Origin of the sequence: Streptomyces camponoticapitis (genome assembly GCF_014646115.1) — a bacterium.
GTDB lineage: Bacteria > Actinomycetota > Actinomycetes > Streptomycetales > Streptomycetaceae > Streptomyces > Streptomyces camponoticapitis.
Genome location: NZ_BMMV01000003.1, coordinates 180,576 through 199,129, shown reverse-complemented (window position 1 = coordinate 199,129; position 18,554 = coordinate 180,576). Strand labels below are relative to the sequence as shown.

The window sequence follows — 18,554 nt, the reverse complement described above, 5'->3', positions numbered from 1 at the left end:
AGCGGCCATTCAGCGAGGACGGCGGCGAGCGTCAGCCCCGCCCGCCGCCCTTGCCCCTGCGACGGTGGGAACCCGCCCTCGTACCACTCGTAGAGCTCCGTGACCGGGTCGTACTCGCCGCGCCCGACTCCGTGGAGCCGGGCTTCTGCCGCCGAGTCGCCCGGTTCGGAGCCAGGCGATTTGGGTCACCACCTGACTTCCAGCAGGCCTTCGCGGTCTCCAGATCAGCGGTGATCCAGAACATCGCGGTGAGTGCGACCCGCTTGAAGTCGGTCCAGCCCACCTCGGCGAGCAGCTTGTCGCAGGTATCGCCGAGGCATAGCCGGTACAGGTCCAGCTCCTCCTCGTCGTCCAGGAGGTCCTCCGTGGGCGCGGCGCCGCCGGCGAAAGCGCGCGCCGCCAGGGCAGTGATCCGTTCGACCTTCAGGCCGTCGTCGGCTGCCGGGTCCTCAATCCGGTAGATCCGCTCCACCCCGTCCTTGCCAGTGACCGGGAGCTCCAGGGCGTTGTCGAGGAAGTCGTCGAGGGCCTCGAACCGCTCCGCCATCAGGAGGCCAGAGGGTTGTCGATCGGCGTGAGCGGACCGTCGCCGGTGAAGGTGATCTCCGTCTCGCCGAGGGCGGTGTACTCGCCACCAGCGGGCTGCCAGTTCGGGATCGCCTTGCCCTCGTACGCCTCCGGCAGGCCGAGCCGGTTCATGTAGCGGAGGTGAATCTTGTTGTCCGCGCCGTACGCGTAGTGGGCGAGGCGGATCTTCTCGTGCACTGCGTTGTAGACCTTGACTGCCTTGTTGGCCTTCCGGCGGATCGTGACCGACAACTCCCACGCCTGGCCGGTCTTCTCGTTGCCCGCCCAGCCCTCGCCGTCGTAGTCCGAGGAGTCCTCGATGTTCGGCTCGGACGCGGGCTGGAACTCTCGGACACCGGGGCAGAGCTGCCAGTCCGGCTCCTCCGCGTCGGCGGCGGCCACGTTGATCTCCAGGCGCCATTCCCTGGCGAGCTCGGTCTGTTCGGTGGGTGTGGACATCGCGCGTCTCCTATTCGTGCAGATGGGGGGCCGAACGGACCGTCCGGGCGTAGTAGTTGGCGGTGATCTCCATCCGCCCATGGGTGTCCTGGCCGATCCAGGCCTGGGACTGCCGCCAGGTGATAGCCACGTAGATGCCGCGCGCGCGGTAGTCGCGGCGGTTGTGGAGGAGGTCGAAGAGCTCGTCGGCGAGGGCGTCGACCTGGCGGACGTCGCGGCCGGCGCGGAGCCGGAACTGAAGTCCGGTGACCGCGTCCGTCGAGTCGTCGTCCTCGACCGGGTACGCGTTGACGGCGATCGCCCGGTCCGGGTCCGGCGGCATCACCCCGAGATAGATCCCGGTCTCCGCCGGGCCGTACGGCGGGCCGTCGGGCCGGTAAGCGGCGAGGGCCCCGTCGACCAGGAGGTCGGCGAAGCCCTCGACGAGGTCGGTGGTGTAGCTCACCGCATCGCCCGCCTCAGCTGGGCGGCGACGATGTCCCGCACCTGGGCGGTCGACGCGTTGAGCGGTCCCTCCAGGTACTTCGCCGTACGGCCGGGCGCATGCTGGAAGTTGAGCTCCTCGTGCTGCTTGATCGCGTACGGGGTGTCGTAGCTGATCGCGGCTGTGAGCGTCGGCTCGTCCACGCTGACCGTGCCGGAGCGGGACAGCGCGGCCTCATCCAGCGGGACTACTGCCGTGGACTCGCCGAGAACGTGCTCGGCGGCCAGGAGCAGCCCGCGGGCGGCGGCGGCGCGGAGCTCGCGCCGTACCGCCGTGGTGTTGACCGTCAGGCGGTAGCGCGGCATCCCGACCTCCCGCTATTCGAGCTGAATCTCGACGTGGTCCGGGGCGCCCAGGCCGCCGCTGTCCCGGGGCGCGTCCTGGATGACCTTGGTCTGACGGCCGCCTGGCAGGGTCACGCGGGACAGCGGCGGCGCGGACGTACCGGGCGAGGCGTACGCGGTCGACGACGAGACGACGGTGTCGCCTGCAGGGGTGCGCACGTTGCGGGTCTTCTGGTCGAGGAAGCACCGCATCTCGACCGGCGGTCCGTACGAGTCTCCGGTGCCGGTCGTCCCGAGGTACGGCTCGACGATGATCCGGTGTCGCAGGAACCGGCGCGGGATGGCTGCCATCAGCAGCCGGCCAGGACCGTGAAGCGGATGTGCTCCGACGGGATGAGCTGGAGCGCCCGGGTCAGCTTGGGGGCGTAGTACGCGGGCCCGGAGCGGTTCGCGCCAGCGCCGAACTGCAAGTTGACGGAACCGATCTGCGCGCCCTGGAGCGGCCCGGAGATGTCTGTCTCCTCGCCGACCTCCTCCCAGAACTCGACCTGCGCGCAGACCGCATCGCGGAACCCCTTGATGACGAGCGGGTGCGTCGGCATGCCCTCGTCGTCCACGTCGTAGATCGCCGTGAGTAGGAAGTCCGAGTCCAGCAGCTCGGACGCGCGCTCCAGGAGCTTCTGAGCGTTCAGCGGCGGTGCTTCCTTCAGAGCGTTCGCGAGGTCGGTCGTCGTTGCGTACACGCGGCCGTCCCCCGTCGCCCCCGGGACGGGGGCGACGGGAACGAGCTGGTGCTCCGCGCTGGCTCCGGTACCGGTCACCGCCCAGGACAGACGCCACACCCCGGCCGCCGTGTAATCCACTGGCGCGGTCCACGCCGCCCCGTTGTCCACAGGCGACACCACAGGTGTGGATACCGCACTGGACGGGCTCGTTACCGCCAACGTGACAGCCGTCGTCTCGTCGTGCGGCGACACTTCGAGACGGACGATGACCTGGTCTCCCACGTCGGGCACGGTCAGAGCCCCCTTACGCGCTCGCGCCGATGATGACGACGTCGTACTGGACCGCCGACCCGGCGCCGGAGTTGGCGACCTTCAGCAGGTCGCCGGTGGATGCGGTCACCGCGTACGCAGTGGCGTCCGCCTGCCCGGCCATCACTGCGAAGGTGGCGCCGGGGCGCAGAGTCATCGTGTGCGTCGCGCCCAGGAGCGTCGCCCAAGGCGACCCCGAAGCGGCCCCGACGGTCAGGTTGTTCACGTTGTCCGCTGACGCGCTGATGACCAGGCCCTTGACCCGGGCAAGAGTGATCGTCTGCCCGAAGGCATCGACCAAGGCCCCTGCCAGGTCGAGATCCTCGCTGGCCGACGCCGCCAGCGTGCGCCGGTCATGAAAGACCTTGTCCGCCTTGCCCGCCCCAGTGCCCGAACCGAGCACGACGGAACGGGCCACCGAGGCCGACGCCGACGCGGGTCCCAGATCGAGCGCCGTCTTCAGGTCCGCACTGGCGCAGATCGCCAGCATGCTCGACAGAGCCATCAGCTACTGCCCCCGTACCGCGCCGCGAGCTCGTCTCGGGAAAGGGCTTCGATCTCGGCCTCCTCCTCGGAGGTCTGAGTACGTGTGCGCGTGTACGCCAGCCAGTCGGCCTTGCTGGCATTCTTCGCTGGCTCCTTCACGTCGTCCGCGACCGGGCTGGTTACCGGCGTGAGCTCGACGGGCGGCGTCTCCTGCGTCGGTACGTCCTCCGGGGCTGGCGGAGCCGTCTCGACCAGCACCTGACCAGGCGCCCTCGACGGTCGCGCGCCACCCAGAGAGGGTCGCGACAGGACACCGTCGCCGACGACCTCGGGAAGCAGTTCGCCGTCCTCGACTCGCTTCCAGTTGGCCAGGGAGTCAAGCCGCGCCGACTGTCCGTCCAGCTGGACCTCGTCGCCGGTGTTCTCGTTGAAGTACCTCATGCCGGGACCGCCGTTCGCAGGTCGACCTGGACGAGGATCTCCGTCGGGCTCCCGCCCGGGGCGGCGAGGACGACGGACAGGTTGTCGCCCGCAGCGCACGCGGCGTTCTGCACGGTGGTGGAGCCCGCCCACGCGTCCGTCGCGGTCGCCATCGGGGCCGCGAGGATGTCCGAGGTGTTCTTCTTGACCTGGACCGTGCCCGCAGACCCGCCCGTGCGGTACGCCCGTACGGCGATCACAGCCGCCCCCGCCGGGACCTTGCAGAGCTGGTATGTGCCGGCCGTGCCGGACGCGACCCGGACTTCCTTGCTGTAGGTGCGCGCCGTCGAGGTGTCGACCTCACCCGCGCGACCGTCCACTGTGTGGACCTTGTAGCCCATGTGGAATCCCTTCCTGGGAATGCGAAAGGACCCGCAGCGAGCGGGTCCTGCTGGGTCGGTGGCGCGCGAGGCGCCGTCGGTCAGGCGGCGTCGGCGCCCTTGATGAGGACGGCCCGGTTGGCGTCCAGTGTCTTGGCCCCGTACAGGGTGTCGATGCTGACGACGTCCTGCTTCTTGTCCTGGTCGTAGCCGTAGATCACCCGGAGCGCAAAGCCCTTGTAGTCCATGATCGCGGCATTCTGGGCGCCCTTCGGGAGCTCCAGCGGCCGGAACGCCAGGGCGAACGCGGTCCGGTGGAAGGCGAGGTTGACCTCGGTCGTCGGCTCGCCGGTGTCCGGGTCCTCGGCGGGCTGGCCGATGTTCTGGGTCATGTACGGGTCGAAGCCGGAGACCCGGCCGCCCATGGATGCCTCCAGCAGACCCTCGGTCGACCCGCGCTTCTCCGCGTTCCGCCACGCCTTCTCGGCGACCCAGCGGGCCTGAGTGGTCGGGCCGACGACGACGCTGCGCTGGGACAGCGGCACGTTTTTCCGGGTCAGGACTGCCCCCGTCTGGACCAGGACTCGGGAGTCGCTGTACGGGTAGAGGCCGCCCGGGTAGTTGTAGTCCTCGCCCGCAGCGTTCTCGGCGACGCCGCCGACCTCCTGGACGATGTCGTTGCGCAGGAGCAGCAGGTCGTTGTCGATCTTCTGGGAGATCGCCTCCATGGCCGGAGTGAGGAGCTGCTCGTCGAAGTCGGCGATCTTCAGCGTCATGTCCTCAGACGTGACGGCGAAGCTGACGTCAGCGAAGTGGTTCAGCGTCATGTTGACGCTGGTCTCCGTCGCCTCCTGGACGATGATGCCCTGCGCCCGGTTGTACTCGTGGGCTTCGAAGACGGCGGGCTTCCGGATGGTGATCGCGTCGCCCTGCTTGCGGGCGAACTCGTCCTCGTAGTCGCGGTGCACGAGCGACGCCATGACGGTGGTCTCGTACAGGTTGGCGAGGGCCTGGCGCGCGATGACCTGCGCGGTCAGGAACTGGTTGGCCATGGGGTGTGTCCTTTCTTATCCGCTACGGCGCTTACGCCGCTCCTTGCGGATCTCGTCGATGTCTTCGGGGTCGGCGCCCGTGTCTTTCGTCGCGCCGTTGAAATCGCCGCTACTCCGCGCGGGCGCCTGGTTGCCCGCCTTGAGCCGCGGGTTGTCGGCGACGGCCGCCTTGATGGCCTCGCCGACCTTCTTGCTGAAGTCGTCGGACGCCGGGTCGAGCTTGCCGAGCTTCGTCATGAACGACTTCGAGTCGGCAAGCAGCTCCGGGTCCGCGCCGTGCTTCGACGAGCCCTTGAACACCGCCAGCTCGATGGCTGTGCCGCGGTGCGCGGTGCGTTCCTCGGAGATCTGCGCCATGAGCTTCTCGGGGTCCGGCGGGTCGGCCTTCTCGTCGCGCTTCGGGTCGAGGAAGTTGGCGAGGTCCTTGGCGAGCGAGTCGCGGGCCTCTTTCGCCGCCTGGTCCTTGGCCTCGACGCGGGCCTTGGCCGACTCCGAGTTCGCCGCCTTCAGTTCCTTGGCGAGGCGCGCGTTCTCAGCGGCGAGATCCTTCCCGCCGTCCTTCTGCGCTGGTGCCTTGGGCTTCGGCTTGTCCTCCTTCGCCCCCTTGTCCGCGTCGTCCTGGTTGTCGTCGCCGCTTCCGGCGGCGTCGTCCTGGCCATCAGCGTCCGCGTCGCCGTCTGCTCCGTCGTCCGTGGAGTCGGAGTCGTCTCCGTCCCCTCCGTCGGCGTACAAGTACGGGTCGAAAGGGCCCGTGCGATACGGGTGCGCCCATCCACCGGTTCTGCCGGTGTGGCGCGCGAGGGTTCGCTTCTGCATGCGTGCACTCCTGGTGCGCGTCGGGGAGTGACCGACTCCTGGCCGGCCCGAATGGTGGCCCCGCACCTGGCGGCGGCCGGTGTCCCGGCCCGCACCTGGCGGACCGAAGTTTCGGTAACTTCACGCGGAAATAGGGAAGTCGGCTTAATCTGCCGGTATGTCTGTCGAGATCAAGTTCACCAACCGCGAAGACGACCAGCGATACGAAGACGGCGAAGGCCGCGAGTACCGGTACACAGCAGAAGGGAGCGGAGCTCTGTCCATCTACGAAAAGGAGGACGGAGAGACGATCGGGAAGGAGGCAGTGCCGATCGCGGTCTACGGCCCGACGGCGTGGTTCAGCGTGACCGGAGATCCTGTGGGCAGGGCCGATCGTCCGGTTCCCCGACTGCGCTAACGAGCACCGCCCAGCTGCTCGCGGTGGCGCTTACGCGGCAGGTCCGTCTCCGTGAGGAGCGCCCGGATCTTCGCCTGGTAGGCGCGGACGTTGGCGCGCGCGGTCGTCGCAGCTTGCTCGTTGAGCGCGGCGGCAGCGAGGCGCTTCCACTTCCGGACCTGACGCTCCAGGTGACGCTGCTTTTGCGTCTGCTCGTACGTCGCCCGCGCAGGCACGGACGGCGGGCGGCGGGTCAGGCCGGGCAGGTACGCGACTTGGTTGTGGCGGCAGTTCGGATGAAAGAGCCCATCCCCGCGGGCCTCGGCGAGGGAGCCGGCCACCTGCACGGTGACCATGCGGCCATCTTCCGTGGCGTGCTCGACCTCGATCGTGCGGGCGCCCCCGCCCGTGAGCGTGAGGATCTTGCCCTCCCAGGGGCGGCAGCGCGGGCACTCCTCCGGGGACTCCGAGATCATCACGAGGTCGATGCCCGCGGCGCCCAGGCGGTCGCTGTGCGCATCCACGGCGGCGCGGCCGACGGCGGAACGGGTCGCCATCTCCACGTAGCTGCGCAGGTTCCATCCGCGTCCGGTCCGGTCCACGAAGCCGGTCACCCCGCGTTGGGCGAAGTCGTCGAACGCGGTCTGCGCGGCCTGGCGGCGGGTCTGCGCACCGAGGAGCGGCGCGGCCGCCGCGCGGGCTACGACGTCCCGGTACACGTCCATGCCCTGCCGCAGGATCCGCAGATGCACCGGCCCGGTCTCGGAGACGAGCGCGGCGGCCAGACGGTCCACGGCCGGGGCGGACGGCAGGACCGTCGCCGCGACCGCAGCCTGCCCAACAGCCACGGCGCCGAGCTCGGCGACGGCCGCCTGCTGCCCACGGTCGTACGCCTCCGCAACGGCCTGGTGCATTGCCCCGGACGCGTCGAGGACCAGGGCGTCGATGACCTCCTGGATAGCGAACTGCAAGTTGCCAAGGGCCGCCAGCTTCATCTCCACCCACGCGGGCGAATTGATGCCGGCGGCCAGGGCGTCGCGGATCCTCGCGATCATCGTGCCCTCGGCCGCCTCGTACAGATCGGCGATCGCCGCAGCGAGGTCCTCAGCCATGGACGGAGAGACAGGCATCGCGGTCCGCCCCTCTACGCGAACGCCCCGGCCTGCATCGGGTCTTCTACGGCCTGCCCCGACTCCGCCTGGATCCGACCGACTTCGGCCTTGACCATGGTCTCGTCCCACTCCGGGTGCACCATGCGGACCAAGGTGTCCGTGGACGCGGCCATGGCGCGCTTGAGGACGTCCGCAGTGTTCGCCAGCGACAGCGGATCTTCCTGCACGGAGTCGTAGAACTCGATATTCGGACGCTGCGGCACGACCTTGGTGCCGAACACGTGCCGGTCGAGCGCGAGCATCGCATGCCCGGCGTTGCCAAGCCCCGGACGTGTGCGCAGGATCTTCCGCCCGCGCGTCGTCATCGAGCGGCGTTCCTTCGCGTTGGACTCCGTCGCTGTCACCGCGACGTCGCCGCCAATCCCGAAGGTCTGCCCCGAGTAGCCGGCGGACCGGAGGATCTGGTTGACGAAATCCTCCGCGCTGTCCCGGTGCTCCTGGACGCGGATGGCGAACTGGGCGACCGTCAGCTGTGCACCGTCGCCCCTGGCCAGCATGTTGATACCGGCGAACGCTTCTTGGTCCGGATTCCAACTGGCCCCCTGGCCGGGACCGTGGGACTGGAGGTAGGCACTCGGGACAACGATGCGTCCCTTGCCCAACCGGATGTCGCGCATCCAGGAGGCGTACACCTCGTCCAGGGAGTCCATGAGCGGCTCGACGCCGTCCAGGTCGCTCCTGCCCAGGTCCTTGAGCGCGACGTTGCAGCGCCACCGGCGAGACATGTCGTTGGGGATGTACGAGACATCGAGCCCCTCGTAACCGGTCTCGATGAGGCCCTCGTCAGAGACGATCTCGGCGAAGCCCTGCGTGACCGGATGGTCCTGCAACGGCACGGGACGGCCGAGCTTCCCCGCAGTGCCCTGATAGAGGCCGTGCTCGATAGTGCCCGGCTCGTGTCGCTCCAGGTGGCGCCAGACCTGACCGTCCGACTCGTGGACGATCCGCCAGAAGGTGACGGCGCTCAGGCGGCCCCATCGGAACTCGGGCACGGCCCGGTCGGCGTGGACGGCGTCGAGCCACGGTGCGTCGGCCAGGTCGAGGTCGTACACCGGGCGCAGGTACACGCCGCCCAGTGCTGCACCGACCTCGGCGGCGGACTGGAGGGTGGCGAGCATCCCGTCATCGACCAGGAGGTCGAGGCGCTTCTGTGTCACGTCGTCATCGACGCTGAACGTGGGCGGCTCGGAGAACAGCAAGTTGGCGCTGCCGGAGCAGAGGTCACCAGCGATCGGCACGTGGAGTTTCGTCCGGCGCTCGCCCGGTGCGGTGGGGGTGCCCCACCACCAGCGGGCCATCCGACCGACGACGCCGCCGGCGTACTGGAGTCGCTTCGGATCGGGCGTGCCGCTGCCGGACCCGCCGCCGTACAAGGTCTCCAGGCGGTCGGAGTCGCCACTCCACCAGGTGTCCCAGGAGTGCATGGCGTCGAGGGCGGGCTTGAGGTACGGGGGCGGCCACGGCACGTTGCTGGTGGGCAGGGGCATCAGACGCGCTCCTTCTCCATCAGCAGGCTGGCGAGTTGAATCCACGAGGCGGCGATGGCGTCGTACGTCGCCATCTGCTGTGGGTTGGGGTCGATCTCCGCGCGCTCCAGGAGGCGGGCGGCGTTGGCGATGGCCTGGTCGACCGTGGGCATCATGCGGCGGCCTCCAGGCGGGTCGGCAGGTACGGGCGCCACAGGGACTCGGTCGTACGGACGGCGTAGCGGAGACCGTCGCAACTGTGATCGTTTTCCTTGATCGGTTTGTCCTCGCCAGCCTCGGCCGCCGTGTCGTCCCAGGAGTAACCCGGCATTTCGTCGATGAGGCCGACGGCCGATTCGTGGATCTTCAGGTCCTCGCTGGCGAGGAGGGAGGACACGGTGCGGATGCCGTCGAGGACGGCGTTGTCGGCGTGCGTGACGCCGGCGACGCCGTCGCGGTGCAGCTGCTCGATGAACGAGCTCGCGGACGGGTCGACGACCGTCCACTCCGGTGCCACACCGACGACTGTTGAGTGCGGGTGGGGAACGGCCGCGAGCCACTTCCGGCGGGCCGCAGAGTATTCGCGGTCGGTCATCTGCTTGCGCTGCATGCGCGAGTCGTGCCGGTACTCGCTGACGACGTACAGCTTGCGGTCGGCGCCCAAGCCGACGAGCACATCGGCGAACGGGTTGACCGTGCCGTAGTCGATCCCGTCGGCGATCCAGCGCTCGATCCGGGGCAGCGTCGATACGACGTGCCGGTTCGGGTCGAACATGTCGTAGATCGCGCCCTCACTCTGGACCCACTGGCCGAGGATGAAGCGGCGGTACCAGAGGCCGACGTACTCCTGCTTGAGGTCGGCGACGTACTGCGGGTCAAGGGACGGGTTGTCGTCGAGGCCGAAGTGCCAGCTGCGGAGGTTGAGCTCCCCGCCCCGGTCGATGAACTCCTTCTTCAGCCAGTGCGCGGGGTTGTCTGGGTTCGTGGTGCCGAGGAGCTTCGCGCCCTTGACGGACAGGCGGCCGAGGAGCTGGCGGAAGAAGTCCTTCGGCAGCAGGCTGACCTCGTCGCAGTAGACCAGCGCGACCGTGGCCCCGCGGATCTTGCCTTCGGCCCGCCGGTCGTTGGCGCCCACCAGGTGCACGGTCCGGCCGAGGATGACGGCCGTCTTCGCGCCGGGCGTCCAGTCGATCAGCTTCGCCAGGGCGCCGGACAGGCCCGGGTCGGTGAGCGGCTCCATGATGTTGCGGCCGATGGTGTCGAGCGTTCGGCCGGTGATGAGGATCAGGCCGGTCCGGGGCGCGGTGGCGACGGCGTAGAGGAACGCGATCAGGCTCGCGATCGTCTTGCCGGACCGGATGGCGCCGTGCCACAAGTTGATGCGGGCGTCGGCCTCGACGATGGAAGCGATCTGCTTCGGCGAGAGGGGGAAGTCGTCGAGGTTGAGCATCACGCCCCCTCGGTGGCCTCCTGCTCCTGGCGGGCGCGGTGGATGGCGGTCAGGCCGGACATCAGGTTGGTGATCAGCGCGATGCCCTCCTCTGTGCCGGTCTCATCCTTCGGAGGGGCGAGCTTGAGTGAGCGGTCGATGGCGATGCCGACGGCGCCCATGATCGTCTTCTTCATCTCGGCGGGCGCCTCGGGCAGCGTGCGCTTCTCGAAGGTGTTGTCCTTGCCGCCGAAGTTGAAGACGACTGCGGGCTCCCAGAGCTGGCGGCGCATTCGTTCGGCGTCGACTTGGAGGTCCTCAGCGAGTCGGAGGCGGCGGGCGGCGAGGTCCATCGAGCGGGCCTCGGTCGCGACGGCCGTCATCGTGGCGCGGTCGAAGGACAGCCCCATCTCGGCGACGATCTTGGAGATCGTGCGGCCCGAGCGGCGCAGGTACTTTGCGATCGCGTTCCGGCTCTTGCCCTCGCCGTGTAGGCGCCGGATCTCCTTGCGCTCCTCGTCGGTGACTGGGCGGGTGCTGGCCACCGGTCACCTCCCCGTGAGGGCAGTTGGGGCCGGTGGCCCGCAGACTGTCCACATGACTACCTATCAGGGCGAGGCCACGGTCATCGTGAACGCCGTTGAGTACGAGGTGACCGCTGACCTACGCGTCGAGACGGAGCACGTTGGCTTCATCGCGGGAGGTATGCGGCAGACGGTCGAGGGCCTGAGGTCGTGGGGCGGGACGCTCACGGTGCAGGGGCCGGACGCGGCCTGGAGCATCTCGGACGCGGACATGGCACGGCTGCGGTTGCCGGACGGCCGCGAGGGGGAGTTCCTGGTGAGCGCTGGCGACTTCAGTACGGGGCCGTTGGTCATCACCGGGAGCGGCGCGGCGCCGTTCTAGGTGGCATGCGAAAGGCCCGACCGCCGGAGCACGGAACGGTCGGGCCCAGTCTGGGGTGGGTCAGCGCTCGCTGGTGTCCAGGTCGTCCAGGGTCCAGGTGTCGTGGTCCTTGGTCGAGATGGTGCACACGTAGTCGGTGCGGATCTTCGCGCCGAAGCCGTTCTGGCTGTCGACGAAGGCGTTGACCTTGTACTTCCAGGGCTTCGCGTCGCTGAGCGTCTCGATCGTGGTGTCGCTGACGCCCGAGAAGTCGGCACTGCCGGGGGCCTTCAGGGACTTCGAGACGAACTCCTCGCACATGACGGCCGCGCCCTGCTTGTCGAACTCCTCGGCGTCGCAGCCGGTGAGCGTGACGAGGAGTAAGCCGGCGGCGAGCGCCGTGATGGTGGTAGTTCGCATGGTCCCCCCAAGGACGGTGGTTGAAGGCGCCATCATCCGGGACGGACGGTGTGATGGGGGAGGAAATCAGCTTCCGGTTCCGGGCATGCCGGGTCCGTGCGCTTATGGTGCGACATTGATCACCAATGTGCAAGAACCTGCCGGCCAGGAAGCATCGCAGCGGCATGGAGACGGTCGGGGATGCGCGTACGGCTGCCCGAAAGGGCAGGCTTCACCGCCGCTCGGGGCGGCCTCAGGTGCGGAGCTGTGCACCCCCGACCAGCGCCTAGCCATCGGAAGTCCGACTTCCGATTATTCGCCTTCTTTGTCTGTGGAAAAGATCAACATCTCTGTGGAAGGGCTTGCGTCATTCGGCGTGTCGGTGTGATGGCGTGCGCGCGGATGTACGGACCCCGCCAGTATGATGAACCTGCTTTCACCGACCCTCCCCGAACTCAGGGCGCGGGGGCCCGAGTTCATGGGCTCCAGTCCCAACCTCGGGGCTGGTAGGAGGAGAAGGAGGAAGCGCGATGGTAAGTCCCGGTATGCGCAAGCCGCGTAAGCGATGGACCGGCCCCGAGAAGTGGCAGGTCGTACTCGCAGCGATGGGCGTGCTCGTGGCCATCATCACCAGCGCGGGACAGTTCGCTCAGTCCATCTGAGGGCCGCGCGCGAGACCCCGGTCGGGAACCCGGCAGCAGCTGCAACCGCAGCGAGCCCGGTCTCCAGGAGAGCGACCGGACTCGTGAACTGCGTTGAGGGGCCTGACTCGGGATGCCAGTCCCGGGTTGGGCCCTTCGTACTTGATACCCACGTTCACTATTAGTGACTCTCGTAGGCCTATTTCAACTTCACTTACCTAGCTAGCTTCGCAAGTGAAGATGTTACCCGCAATTGCGGGTTACTCAAGCGTGCATCCCCTGCCACAACGCTAATTAGAGCGGTTTTTGTTGGTAGTTGCGGCGTTTTGAGAAAGCGTGTGAGATTGTCTTGCCGTACCAGCGGTTCGCGGGTCCGCTCGTGTCGTCGGGGGCCGGCCAACGTGGTGTGCCGTCCGCACGGGTCTTGGCCTGGTCAGCGCGGATGGTGGCTGCGCTGATGCCGGTGGCCTCGGCGATCTGCCGGGCGGTGTACAGCCGGAGCGGCTCCAGCTCGACGGCATCGCGAGCGAAGTGCTCGGCGACGACCTTGTCGACGGCGGCCGAGTCGTAGACGTACGAGCGGCCCCGCTTACCGATCGGCTCGGGCCAGTCGGGGTGTCGTGACCAGACGGTGCGCAGCGTGTTGTACGCGCGGCCGTGGCGGGCGGCGATCTCGCGCAACGTCTCGCCCGTGGGCGTGGGTCTGTCTACCATGGTGGTCCGGCCTTTCTGGCTGGGTGTGACCGGTGGGTTTTCGCGAGCGCCCCCTTCGCGGGGGTGTCTGGGCTTCGGCTCGGGCCCGCCGGTCTTGTGCTGTCCGGGGAATGGGGCCGCCCCCGGCTGGGTGCCGGGGGCGACAGGGGTGGGTCTTACTTCTGGTTGTCCGCCAGCCAGACGATCAGGTCGTGCATCGTGTCGTCGCACATGATCAGGTTGGCGGCTGCCGAGTGGGCTCGGGCGGTGTGGAAGTCACGGATCAGGAGTCCGTAGATGTCCAGCCCCCCGAGCCAGAACGAGCAGGCGGCGAAGAGAAGAGCCTGCTGCTCCTCGGGCATCGGCTGGTCCTCGGTGATGTCCATGATGCGGCGGACGGCCGGGACGGTCTCCACGTTGGACACGGCGCCCGTGGGGAGCGTGACCGGGACGGGGAGGTTGAGGCACAGCGTCGCGAGGACGGTGTAGGCCTGGGAGAGGTGTCGGGCCAGGGTCTTCATCGCCTGGTCTTCGGAGTCGGCCATTTCGGCTTCCTTCCTGTGTGGGTGGTGGGTTGGGGTTCGCGGCCCCTTCCCTTGTGTCTCCATTATGGGGTATTGGTGGATCGTTTTGCAACACCCCTGCGAGTGAATCGCCGAAACGAGAAGCGCCCCCCGGCTGGATGCCGAGGGGCGCCGCCGACCTAGATCAGATCTCGTTGTCCAGCAGCCATGCGCCGAGCTCCGAGATGGAATCGCCTGCGATCAGCAGGATGCCGAGCCCGCCAGCCGCTCGGGCCTCGACATAGTCGGTACGCGTCAGGATCCCGAAGAGGTCCGCCGCCGCGAGCCACATGACGGCCCCCGTGTAAAGCATCGCGTGCTGCTCCTCGGGCATCGGCTGCTCTTCGGCGATGTCAGCGACCCGGCGCACCGTCTGGACCAGCTCCTTGCTGTGGACCACACCGGTGGGCAGGGTGATCGGCACCGGAAGGTTCTCGCACACCGAGACGAGCCCGATGTAGACGGTGGTGAGGCGGCTTTCGAAGGCCTCCATCATGGAGTCCGGAGTGTCGGACATGGTGTCCGCCTTTCTGTTGTGGGTGTGGGGTTCGGGTTCGCGGCCCGTTCCCTCTTGGGCTCAATTATGCCGTATTGATGGATCGATTTGCAACACTCTTGGGAGTGAAAACGGCCCCGCATCCGAAGATCCAGAGCCGTCCCCACCAGCGAACTACCGCAGACGCCACCCCGACAAGCGATCACCAGCACCAACATCCGCCGTCAGCCGCACACCCGGCAACTCCCGCACCGGCACACCGACCGCCTCCGAGATCTCAACCGCCGGATACCGCGCCGGCTCCCCAGCATCCCCAGCGTCCGCCACCACCTCCGCCTGATCCCCCACCAGCAACAGGACCCGCACGTTCACTTGCTCACTCATCTGACTGTCCCTCATGTTGTCGTCACGGTTAATCATCTTGTTGGTTGCCCCCGGTGCCGGGGGTTGGCGGAGCAGGGCGGTCAGGCGGCCGGCGGCGTGCGCGTCGAGGTGGAGTGTGATGCCGTGGGGCATGTGAGCGCCGCCGATGGGCCGGACGCCGACGTCCCACAGGGCCATCGGGAACAGAGCCTCGGGGCCGACGCCGAGATGCCGGCCCAGGGCGCGTCCTGCGGCCGGGGTCATCCGCACGGTGACGGCGCTCTGGTCGTGAACGTCGGGGGCGGCCGTCGCGCCGGACAGCCCGGCGGCGGCAAGGGCGTCGGTCATCGCCCGGACCGGGTCGGCGTATGCGGCGAGCGCGACCGCACCGGTGTGGTCGATGTTCCCGGGGTTGTCGTCGGTGCCGTCCCCGAGGGCCTCTGTGAGTGCGGGGGTGAGGGCGATGGGCTCGGTGTCGCTGTAGGGGCGCTCGCGGCAGTTTGGGAGGGGCAGTTGGTCGGCGGTTCCGTTGAGTAGGTGGCTTACGGCGCGGGCGACATCGACCGGGTCCGGCACCAGCGGGCCGGTCAGCAGGGGCAGCGGATCGGAGTTCCGGCCGGGTTCGGTCTCGTAGGCCCAAGTCCAGCCGTGGACCTGGTCCCAGAACAGGAAGACGGGCTCTGGCCATTCCTCGTCGGCGTGCCGGTTGATACGGATGGCGGTCTCCATGAGCATGACCTCGCCGTTGTCGGAGGCGTACTCGGTCCAGGACTCGGCCGGGTCGTGGAGGTCGCCGAGGGTGTGCTGTACGGCTTGGATGTACGAGTGGTGTGGGTCGGTGGTCGCCATGTCCTTATCGTCCCGTCTTCGGCGTGGTCGGCGCAGACGCTCCGGTCTTCTGCTGCTGTGCGGCCTTCGTCTGCTCGTTGCGGCGGCGCAGTTCGTCGGCGGACATGGTCTTGGGGAGTGCCATGCTGGCGATTCCTGTCTCTCGGGATGGGTGAACCGGGGCGGCCGGCTAGCTGCCAGGCGGACGGCCGCCCCGGGGTAGATGGCCGGTAGATCCGGCGGGAGATCGCGGTAGACGCGTCGGTAGAAGTGCAGGTCAGACGGCGGTAGACGAGGTGGGAGACGGACCCGGGCCGTCGTCCGGGGAAGGGGCTTCGAGGTCCCTCCGGCGGACCCCCCACGTCGGGACGCGGCCCACCTTCACCCGGCGGTCGTGAGGGATACCCAGGGCCCCCAGGCGGACGCGCAGATCGGTCACCGTCCAGTCGGGGTGGTGACCCTCCTTCTGGAGGTGCTTGACGACCGTCGAGAGATGCACAGCCGGGCGGTCGCCCATGACCTCGAAGAGGAGCGCCCGTACGGCCTCGACTTCGTCCCCTTCCGAAACGGTGCTGGCCTGGGGCGCGGACCGGGTCGGCTCGGGCCGGATACGCAACGAAGCCACGACCCAGACCGGCACCAGCGCCCAGAGCAGCGCGGGGGCAGCACGCACGACGCGCCAGAGCACCCACAGTCCGGCGACGACCAGGCCGAGGCGGACCCAGCAGCCGAGGACGGCGGCGAAACCGGTGAGGTCGTCGCGGCGGCCCGCGCGGATCCACGCCGCAGCGCGGCCCGCGAGGCGCCGGGTCAGGAGTCCGGAGCCGTCGACCAGGCGCACCGCGAGGCGCTGAAGGCGAGTCACATCTGCCCCCCGAAGAAGTTCTTGCCCTCGGTGCCGAGGCTGTTGGCGATCTCGGGCAGCCCGTTGAGCATCCCGGCGACGCCGGCGGTCGCGCAGAGGATGCAGCCCGCGACGAACGCGCCGATCAGGCGGCCCTTCTCCTCCTTGGAGAAGGCCTTGTAGGCGGCCACGGTGGCGACGAACAGGATGAAGACGACGACGCCGCCCTCCTCGCTGAGCGATCCGAGGGAGCCGCTCGCGATGGTGCCGCCGGAGTCAGTTCCGGTTGTACCGCTGACGACCTTGCCGCCGCCAAAATTGGTGGCCTGGCGGGTGCATCCGGCGAGCCATCCGGCGAGGCCGCCGACGCACACGGTGCTGAACGCGCCGGTGATGAGCCCCTGTCCGGTGGGGATGAGGTCCTTGAGGGCCCGTCCGCCTGTCCACCACTTGCGGAGGTTGAGGAAGAGGATCGCCAGGGCGATGGCCACCCCGGCGAGGGTCGTGCCGATCATGGGGTGACTCCAGTGATCCAAGTGACGGGGTCGTACAGGGAGATGGCGCCGGTCAGACCGACGAGGAAGACGGCCAGACCGAAGACGCGGAGGAACGTGCCGCCCTTCCGTACGAGGCGCCAGACGACGACAGCGAGCGGGATACCGGCCAGGGCGTAGCCATACCCGGGACCGAACCCGTCGCGCGCTTCGCCGACGGTGTACGCCCAGGTGGTGGCGGCGCTGTGGCCGGTGAACGGGATCGGGAACACGGCGGCGGCGAGCGCGGCGAGGGCCTGCCAGGGGCGAATGCGCGCGACCCATGCCCAGAGCCGTTCGCGCCAGGTCGGCTCGGGCACCGGTGCCAGGTCGAGGGTGACGTGCACCTGGATCGCGAGCGGCGGGGCTTCCGGAGCGGCAGGCGGTGCCGGAGGCGAGGGCGGCGGTGTGCGCCACGGCGGAGCCTCACCAGGCTGCGGCGGCCGCGGGGGAAGAGGCTGGCCGGCGGGGATGATGCGGGACGGGATGATCGGCTTGTCGGCCATCGGTCAGCTGTCCTTCGGGGCGTCGAGGAGTGCGCGCATCCGCTGAGCGCGGGCCTGGCCGATGCGCAACCCGGACTGGAGTGCACGCAATCCGGCGGGGCGCCCGTGCTGCGCCTGGTGGGCGGCGTCGACACGGCGCGCGTCCGGAAGAAGCGCGAGGTCCGCAGCCGCATCCGGGACGTCCGCATCCGCATCCGCTCCGGGTGCATCCGGGTCGTCGCCGAGCGCATCCGACGCGTCTTCGCCGTCCCATCGGGCGTGAACCGCGAACAGGGTCTGAGCTGCGGCGGATGCGCCCGCGAGCGCGGACGGCTGCGCGGATGCACTCAGACGTCGGCCCATGTCGACCTGTGCCGGGGAGACGACGACGCCGTGGTCCAGGAGGAGCTCGCGCAGTTGCTCGGACGGGAGGTCGGGGTGCGCATCCGCGACCGTGGTGACGGCGTCGAGCTGCGGCATCTCGCGCAGCTGCTCGTACGCGACGACGGGGGCCGGCCGGACGGGACCGGACGGGGCGCCGGGTGCGCGCAGCTCCCACGGCGACGGCAGATCCAGGTCCGCGAGTGCACCCGAGTGCAGCCGCGCGGAGAGCAGTTGCAGGAGTGCGCGGCGCTGCTCCGGGTGGGACCCGACCTGTGCGCGGCCGACCGCTACGGACAGCCGCCGGGAGAGACGGGCGTGCCCTCGGCTGCCCGCCTTCATCGGGGCCAGGCGCGCGGCAAGGTCGACGGCCTTCGCTGTCCAGCGGTCGCGCGTGATCTGCTCTGCGGTACGGTCCCGCACCGCGAGACCGAGGTGGGAGAGCAGCCGCTCGCGGAGCTCGCGGGCGATCATCGCGGGCAGGCCGGTCGACATGGCGCCCGGCCGCACGACGCGGACCTCCAGCCCCATGGCAAGGTGCCAGAGCAGACCGGCCATGATCGGCCCGATGATCGCGCGGACGGTGCCCCCCACGAACCCCGACTCGCTGTAGGCCGGAATGATCTGGACGCCGGTGATGACCCAGACCAGGGCGCCCGGCACGCCCGGTGACCCGGCTTCGGTCTCGGTGGCGGTCGCGGCCTTGTTCGCGCGGGCCATCAACGCGCAGGCGAGCAACGCGATCTCGGCGGCCGAGAACATGATCAGCCGCTCCGTGAGGTCGCGCATGCCCAACTGGTGCGCAGCGAACCGCCAACTGGTGTCCGCCGTGTAGACGGTGCATACGAGCGCGCCGACCGCCGCCACGGCGGAGGCCGGGGGCAGCGTGACGGCGCGCGCCGTACGGACGATCGCCCACAGGACACCGGCGACGACCAGGAGCACCGCCGCAGTGATGCCCGCGGCCGGCCAGGGGTGCGCGAGCACCCAGTCGGTGAGGCGGTCGATGGTCATCGTC

28 protein-coding genes are annotated in these 18,554 nt (G+C 69.1%); 3 read left to right on the top strand and 25 right to left on the bottom strand.

The annotated features are described in order from the left end of the window. Positions 1-31: 31 nt before the first annotated feature. The 11 genes from IEY79_RS05975 to IEY79_RS05925 all read right to left on the bottom strand — a co-directional run bounded on the left by IEY79_RS05975 (position 32) and on the right by IEY79_RS05925 (position 5,982). Positions 32-547 (bottom strand): DUF7426 family protein, encoded by a 516-nt coding sequence (locus tag IEY79_RS05975; RefSeq protein ID WP_189106242.1) that lies wholly within the window; start codon positions 545-547, stop codon positions 32-34. Beyond that, on the bottom strand, positions 547-1,026 hold the full coding sequence (locus tag IEY79_RS05970; RefSeq protein WP_189106241.1) for a phage tail tube protein: 480 nt from the start codon (positions 1,024-1,026) through the stop codon (positions 547-549). The genes IEY79_RS05975 and IEY79_RS05970 overlap by 1 nt, the downstream gene beginning before the upstream one ends. A 10-nt stretch (positions 1,027-1,036) precedes the next feature. Next, positions 1,037-1,471 carry a minor capsid protein gene (locus tag IEY79_RS05965; protein WP_189106240.1) on the bottom strand — a complete coding sequence of 145 codons (435 nt, stop codon included), beginning with the start codon at positions 1,469-1,471 and terminating at the stop codon, positions 1,037-1,039. Continuing rightward, complete coding sequence (locus IEY79_RS05960) at positions 1,468-1,815, bottom strand: minor capsid protein (RefSeq protein ID WP_189106239.1); 348 nt, start codon at positions 1,813-1,815, stop codon at positions 1,468-1,470. Before IEY79_RS05960 ends, IEY79_RS05965 begins: the two co-directional genes overlap by 4 nt. Before the next feature lie 12 nt (positions 1,816-1,827). Further along, positions 1,828-2,145: a hypothetical protein gene (locus IEY79_RS05955; protein WP_189106238.1), complete on the bottom strand. Its 318-nt coding sequence runs from the start codon at positions 2,143-2,145 to the stop codon at positions 1,828-1,830. Further along, complete coding sequence (locus tag IEY79_RS05950; protein ID WP_229700680.1) at positions 2,145-2,657, bottom strand: head-tail connector protein; 513 nt, start codon at positions 2,655-2,657, stop codon at positions 2,145-2,147. The genes IEY79_RS05955 and IEY79_RS05950 overlap by 1 nt, the downstream gene beginning before the upstream one ends. A 166-nt stretch (positions 2,658-2,823) precedes the next feature. Next, entirely contained in the window at positions 2,824-3,333 is a 510-nt protein-coding gene (locus tag IEY79_RS05945) for a hypothetical protein (RefSeq protein WP_189106236.1), read from the bottom strand. After that, the gene (locus IEY79_RS05940; RefSeq protein ID WP_189106235.1) at positions 3,333-3,755 is read right to left on the bottom strand and encodes a hypothetical protein; all 423 of its coding nucleotides are present in this window, start codon (positions 3,753-3,755) and stop codon (positions 3,333-3,335) included. Before IEY79_RS05940 ends, IEY79_RS05945 begins: the two co-directional genes overlap by 1 nt. Next, positions 3,752-4,135, bottom strand: a complete 384-nt coding sequence (locus IEY79_RS05935) for a hypothetical protein (RefSeq protein WP_189106234.1) — start codon at positions 4,133-4,135, stop codon at positions 3,752-3,754. Before IEY79_RS05935 ends, IEY79_RS05940 begins: the two co-directional genes overlap by 4 nt. Positions 4,136-4,215: 80 nt before the next feature. Further along, a complete protein-coding gene (locus IEY79_RS05930; RefSeq protein ID WP_189106233.1) occupies positions 4,216-5,166 on the bottom strand; it encodes a P22 phage major capsid protein family protein in 951 nt (316 codons plus the stop codon). A 15-nt stretch (positions 5,167-5,181) separates the two neighbouring features. Beyond that, a complete protein-coding gene (locus tag IEY79_RS05925; RefSeq protein WP_189106232.1) occupies positions 5,182-5,982 on the bottom strand; it encodes a hypothetical protein in 801 nt (266 codons plus the stop codon). 157 nt (positions 5,983-6,139) lie between these two features. Between IEY79_RS05925 and IEY79_RS05920 the strand changes: the two genes are divergently transcribed. Next, positions 6,140-6,379, top strand: coding sequence for a hypothetical protein (locus IEY79_RS05920; RefSeq protein ID WP_189106231.1), 240 nt, complete (start codon positions 6,140-6,142; stop codon positions 6,377-6,379). Here the strand turns inward: IEY79_RS05920 and IEY79_RS05915 are convergent. From IEY79_RS05915 to IEY79_RS05895, 5 genes are read right to left on the bottom strand one after another with little or no spacing between them, the layout of a single operon-like run. Continuing rightward, the gene (locus IEY79_RS05915; RefSeq protein WP_229700679.1) at positions 6,376-7,470 is read right to left on the bottom strand and encodes a phage minor capsid protein; all 1,095 of its coding nucleotides are present in this window, start codon (positions 7,468-7,470) and stop codon (positions 6,376-6,378) included. The genes IEY79_RS05920 and IEY79_RS05915 overlap by 4 nt on opposite strands. Before the next feature lie 32 nt (positions 7,471-7,502). Next, on the bottom strand, positions 7,503-9,017 hold the full coding sequence (locus IEY79_RS05910; RefSeq protein ID WP_189106229.1) for a capsid protein: 1,515 nt from the start codon (positions 9,015-9,017) through the stop codon (positions 7,503-7,505). After that, the gene (locus IEY79_RS05905) at positions 9,017-9,172 is read right to left on the bottom strand and encodes a hypothetical protein (protein ID WP_189106228.1); all 156 of its coding nucleotides are present in this window, start codon (positions 9,170-9,172) and stop codon (positions 9,017-9,019) included. The genes IEY79_RS05910 and IEY79_RS05905 overlap by 1 nt, the downstream gene beginning before the upstream one ends. Continuing rightward, a complete protein-coding gene (locus IEY79_RS05900; protein WP_189106227.1) occupies positions 9,169-10,446 on the bottom strand; it encodes a PBSX family phage terminase large subunit in 1,278 nt (425 codons plus the stop codon). Before IEY79_RS05900 ends, IEY79_RS05905 begins: the two co-directional genes overlap by 4 nt. Further along, positions 10,446-10,970 carry a helix-turn-helix domain-containing protein gene (locus IEY79_RS05895; RefSeq protein WP_189106226.1) on the bottom strand — a complete coding sequence of 175 codons (525 nt, stop codon included), beginning with the start codon at positions 10,968-10,970 and terminating at the stop codon, positions 10,446-10,448. The genes IEY79_RS05900 and IEY79_RS05895 overlap by 1 nt, the downstream gene beginning before the upstream one ends. A 52-nt stretch (positions 10,971-11,022) precedes the next feature. Here IEY79_RS05895 and IEY79_RS05890 point away from each other — a divergent pair, with 52 nt between their 5' ends. Then, positions 11,023-11,331, top strand: a complete 309-nt coding sequence (locus IEY79_RS05890; RefSeq protein ID WP_189106225.1) for a hypothetical protein — start codon at positions 11,023-11,025, stop codon at positions 11,329-11,331. Positions 11,332-11,391: 60 nt separating this feature from the next. Here IEY79_RS05890 and IEY79_RS05885 read toward each other — a convergent pair whose 3' ends face one another. Next, positions 11,392-11,730 carry a hypothetical protein gene (locus tag IEY79_RS05885; protein WP_189106224.1) on the bottom strand — a complete coding sequence of 113 codons (339 nt, stop codon included), beginning with the start codon at positions 11,728-11,730 and terminating at the stop codon, positions 11,392-11,394. Positions 11,731-12,239: 509 nt separating this feature from the next. Between IEY79_RS05885 and IEY79_RS37970 the strand changes: the two genes are divergently transcribed. Further along, positions 12,240-12,371, top strand: a complete 132-nt coding sequence (locus IEY79_RS37970; RefSeq protein WP_268240580.1) for a hypothetical protein — start codon at positions 12,240-12,242, stop codon at positions 12,369-12,371. 273 nt (positions 12,372-12,644) lie between these two features. Here the strand turns inward: IEY79_RS37970 and IEY79_RS05880 are convergent, their stop codons facing one another. The 8 genes from IEY79_RS05880 to IEY79_RS05845 all read right to left on the bottom strand — a co-directional run bounded on the left by IEY79_RS05880 (position 12,645) and on the right by IEY79_RS05845 (position 18,550). Beyond that, positions 12,645-13,064 (bottom strand): hypothetical protein, encoded by a 420-nt coding sequence (locus IEY79_RS05880; protein ID WP_189106223.1) that lies wholly within the window; start codon positions 13,062-13,064, stop codon positions 12,645-12,647. Positions 13,065-13,219: 155 nt separating this feature from the next. Beyond that, on the bottom strand, positions 13,220-13,588 hold the full coding sequence (locus IEY79_RS05875) for a hypothetical protein (protein WP_189106222.1): 369 nt from the start codon (positions 13,586-13,588) through the stop codon (positions 13,220-13,222). A 163-nt stretch (positions 13,589-13,751) separates the two neighbouring features. Further along, positions 13,752-14,123, bottom strand: a complete 372-nt coding sequence (locus IEY79_RS05870; protein WP_189106221.1) for a hypothetical protein — start codon at positions 14,121-14,123, stop codon at positions 13,752-13,754. Positions 14,124-14,276: 153 nt separating this feature from the next. Continuing rightward, on the bottom strand, positions 14,277-15,314 hold the full coding sequence (locus tag IEY79_RS37245; protein ID WP_229700678.1) for a DUF6292 family protein: 1,038 nt from the start codon (positions 15,312-15,314) through the stop codon (positions 14,277-14,279). Between the two features lie 256 nt (positions 15,315-15,570). Continuing rightward, the gene (locus IEY79_RS05860) at positions 15,571-16,158 is read right to left on the bottom strand and encodes a hypothetical protein (protein WP_189106220.1); all 588 of its coding nucleotides are present in this window, start codon (positions 16,156-16,158) and stop codon (positions 15,571-15,573) included. Then, positions 16,155-16,652 (bottom strand): hypothetical protein, encoded by a 498-nt coding sequence (locus IEY79_RS05855; RefSeq protein WP_189106219.1) that lies wholly within the window; start codon positions 16,650-16,652, stop codon positions 16,155-16,157. The genes IEY79_RS05860 and IEY79_RS05855 overlap by 4 nt, the downstream gene beginning before the upstream one ends. After that, complete coding sequence (locus IEY79_RS05850; RefSeq protein ID WP_189106218.1) at positions 16,649-17,176, bottom strand: hypothetical protein; 528 nt, start codon at positions 17,174-17,176, stop codon at positions 16,649-16,651. Before IEY79_RS05850 ends, IEY79_RS05855 begins: the two co-directional genes overlap by 4 nt. 3 nt (positions 17,177-17,179) lie before the next feature. Beyond that, positions 17,180-18,550, bottom strand: coding sequence for a hypothetical protein (locus tag IEY79_RS05845; RefSeq protein ID WP_189106217.1), 1,371 nt, complete (start codon positions 18,548-18,550; stop codon positions 17,180-17,182). Positions 18,551-18,554: the final 4 nt, after the last annotated feature.